3 protein-coding genes and 1 pseudogene are annotated in these 3,258 nt (G+C 66.9%); 1 reads left to right on the plus strand and 3 read right to left on the minus strand.

The features are described 5' to 3' along the window. Nucleotides 1–665, plus strand: a 665-nt coding sequence (gene dksA, locus EGJ34_RS20995) for an RNA polymerase-binding protein DksA (protein WP_125362351.1), incomplete at its 5' end; no start/stop codon positions are given. Nucleotides 666–1,240: 575 nt separating this feature from the next. On the opposite strand, the gene EGJ34_RS21000 is transcribed toward dksA, so the two are convergent. The 3 genes and pseudogenes from EGJ34_RS21000 to EGJ34_RS21010 form a co-directional block, all read right to left on the minus strand. Next, entirely contained in the window at nt 1,241–2,497 is a 1,257-nt protein-coding gene (locus EGJ34_RS21000) for an MFS transporter (RefSeq protein ID WP_125362352.1), read from the minus strand. Then, nucleotides 2,494–2,931, minus strand: coding sequence for a SufE family protein (locus tag EGJ34_RS21005; protein ID WP_125362353.1), 438 nt, complete (start codon nt 2,929–2,931; stop codon nt 2,494–2,496). Before EGJ34_RS21005 ends, EGJ34_RS21000 begins: the two co-directional genes overlap by 4 nt. A gap of 68 nt (nt 2,932–2,999) precedes the next feature. After that, nucleotides 3,000–3,258: pseudogene (locus EGJ34_RS21010) on the minus strand (cysteine--tRNA ligase); the annotation flags it as partial.

The raw sequence follows: 3,258 nt of genomic DNA on the forward strand, positions 1-3,258 counted from the left end.
AGCCTGCTCCTGCCCCGGCCACCGCGCCGAAGGCGGCAGCGGCTGCCCCCGCTCCGAAGGCCCCGCAAAACAAGAATCCCGTGCCCGTTTCGAAATCGCCTGCAAAAACCGCCGCCAAGTCCGAATCCACCGCCAAGCCTGCCGTGCAGCGCCCTGTCGGCAAGGTCGCCGTGGCCGTCGCCGCGCGCTCGTCCGCCCCGGCTCCGCGTACCAAGTACAAGGTGGTGGAGTTCAAGACCGACGAGGCCACCGGCCGTCCGATCCTGCCCGCCGGCTACAAGCCGAGCGCGGATGAGGAATACATGAGCACGTTGCAGCTGGAGTATTTCCGCCAGCGTCTGCAGCAGTGGCGCGCCGAACTGGTCGAAGAGTCCAAGCAGACCATCGAGAACCTCAAGGAAGAAGTCCGCGACATCGGCGACGAAGCCGAACGCGCCACCCGCGAAACGGAAAATTCGCTCGAGCTGCGTACCCGCGACCGCTATCGCAAGCTGATCGGCAAGATCGAAAGCACCCTGAAGCGTCTGGAAGCCGGCGATTACGGCTACTGCGTCGACACCGGTGAAGAAATCGGCCTGGACCGCCTCGAAGCGCGTCTGACCGCCGAACGCACCATCGACGCCCAGGAGCGCTGGGAGCACATGCAGAAGCAGCAGGGCGATTGATCGCTTGTTGTTGCTGATTGCGCGAAAAACCCGGCTCCGGCCGGGTTTTTTGTTGCTGTTGGATTTGGGCGAACAGCCCTCGGCGGATGGCCCGCGTGTTGGGGCGGCTCGGGGTGGGTTTGCGGGACACGCCGTGAATCCATCCATGGAGGCTACTCGGACGCCATCCATGGCGCCGAGTGTCCCGCAAACCCACCCCGAGCCACCCACGACAGCTGGCCGGCGGCCAAGGAAGATCAAAACCCGTCCGCGCGCTGCCTTGGTGGGATCGGTCGACAGACGATCGCCGTGAAATACCCAACATCCGGTAACGCATGACCGCTGATCGACACCGCCGTTGACGTGGCATTTCCCATGGCCACCGACATTCTGTCGTGGCGGCTCGGGATGGGTTGGAGGGGGCACGAGCCGCATGGATGCGGCGATGAGCTTACATGGATGTATTCACAGCGTCCCCCGGAACGCCCGTCCCGAGCCGCCAGCCCCCGGATGTCATGAACCGAGGGTTGTTCGCCCAAAACCAACAGCAGCCGGGCAACGCCCGGCGACACGTACGCCGTCGAATGCCGCAATGATCACTGCAGATCGCGCAGATTCAACCGCCGCAGGGTGGGGTTCTTCCAGGCGGTGATGCCGGCCACGCTCAGTACGGCGAACCCGCCCAGGACAACGGCGGGCACCAGACCCAGCAGCTTGGCCATCGTGCCGGCGTAGAACGCGCCCAGTTCGTTTGAGGAGCTGATGAAGATGCCGTTGATCGAGGACACGCGTCCGCGCATCTCTTCCGGCGTGGCCAGCTGCAGGATGGTCGAGCGCACCACCACCGAGACCCCGTCGAACGCCCCGTAGAACAGCAGGATCGCCGCCGACAGCCAGAAGTGGTGCGACAGGCCGAAGCCGATCACGCACAGCCCGAAGCCCGCCACCGCGAACAGCAGCACCCGGCCGGCGTGTTTGTGCAGCGGGTGGCGTGCCAGCCACAGGCCCACGCAGACCGAGCCCAGCGCCGGGGCCGCACGCAGGATGCCCAGGCCCTCCGGGCCGTGGTGCAGAATCTCGTGCAGGAACGCCGGCAGCATCGCCACCACGCCACCCAGCAGCACCGAGAACATGTCCAGTGCCATCGCGCCCACCATGATCCGGTTGCCCAACACGAAGCGGCCGCCCTCGGCGATGCTCTTGAAGATCGGTGCCGCCGGGCCTGTGTGCACCGGCTCGCTCACCCGCAGTGCCGCCAGGCAGCCCAGTGCGGCCAATGCGAACGCAGCGGCCACGCCGTACGCCACGCCCTTGCCGCCCATGCCCACCAGTACGCCGCCCAGTGCCGGGCCGATCACCATGCCGGTCTGGAACACCACCGCGCCCAGCCCCGCGCCGCGCGCGTACTGATGGCGCTCCAGCACCCGGGCGAACAGCGCGTTGTAGATCGGCGACAGGAACGCACGCACCATGCCGGTCAGCGCAATCGCCGCATAGATCGGCCACACCCCGTGGAACGGCAGCCAGCCCATCGCCACGCAGGTCAGCACCACCGCCGTCAGTACCAGGCCCGTGCACGCCACCATGCCCAGCCGGCGGCGCGGCAGGTGGTCCACCAGGTAGCCCGCGAACGGGGCCACGCAGAAGAACGGCAGCACTTCGGCCAGCCCCACCAGGCCCAGCGAGAACGGATTGCGGGTCACCTCGTAGATGTGCCAGCCCACCGTGACCGCCACGATCTGGTACGACAGCATCGCCAAGATGCGGTACGCCAGGACCTGCGCGAAGCCCGGACGGGCCAGCAGGCCCAGGGCGCTTTCTTCGCCGGCCGGCGTGGGGGCGGCCGGGCTCACGATTGCGCTTGTGCGGTGTCGCGGATGAACGCCAGCATCGCCGCCACGCCGTTGCTGCGGGTCGGGGACAGGTGCTTGGCCAGGCCGATGTCGCTGATGTAGGTCGGCTCGGTCGCCAGGATTTCCTCCGCCGAACGACCCGAGTACACCCGCAGTGCGAGGTAGATCAGGCCGGACACAATCGCCGAGTCACTGATCGCATGGAAGCGCAGGTTCTGCGCGTTGCCCTCCGGCACGATCCAGACCATCGACTGGCAGCCCAGCAGGCGGTGCTCCTCGGTCTTCCATTCTTCCGGGAAGGTCGGCAGCTTGCGGCCCAGGTCGATCAGGTACTGGTAGCGCTCGGACCAGTCACCGAAGAAGGCGAACTCCTCGGTAATGGCGGCCTGCGCTTCGGCAGCAGTAGGTTCAAGCGGGAAGGGGGAGTCGATCACAGCAGTCTCAATAAATAAACGGTTTCAACAAATCCCGGTAGCACCCGACCGTTGGTCGGGTGACGGCGTCAGCCGCGCTTGCGCACCCAGCGAATACCCTGGGCGGTGTCTTCCAGCACGATGCCTTCCGCCGCCAGCTGGTCACGGATCGCATCGGCCCGCGCAAAATCACGCGTCGCCTTGGCTGCCGTCCGCTCCTCGATCAGCCCCTGGATCCGCGCATCGTCATCGGCATCCCCCCCGGCGGTGCCGAACCACGCCGACGGATCCTGCTGCAGCAGGCCCAGCGCCAAACCCGCCCCGAGCAGGGCCGCCTTGGCCGCCGCC

The sequence above is a fragment of the Stenotrophomonas sp. 278 genome (assembly GCF_003935715.1).
In the GTDB taxonomy this organism is placed as follows: domain Bacteria; phylum Pseudomonadota; class Gammaproteobacteria; order Xanthomonadales; family Xanthomonadaceae; genus Stenotrophomonas; species Stenotrophomonas maltophilia_AH.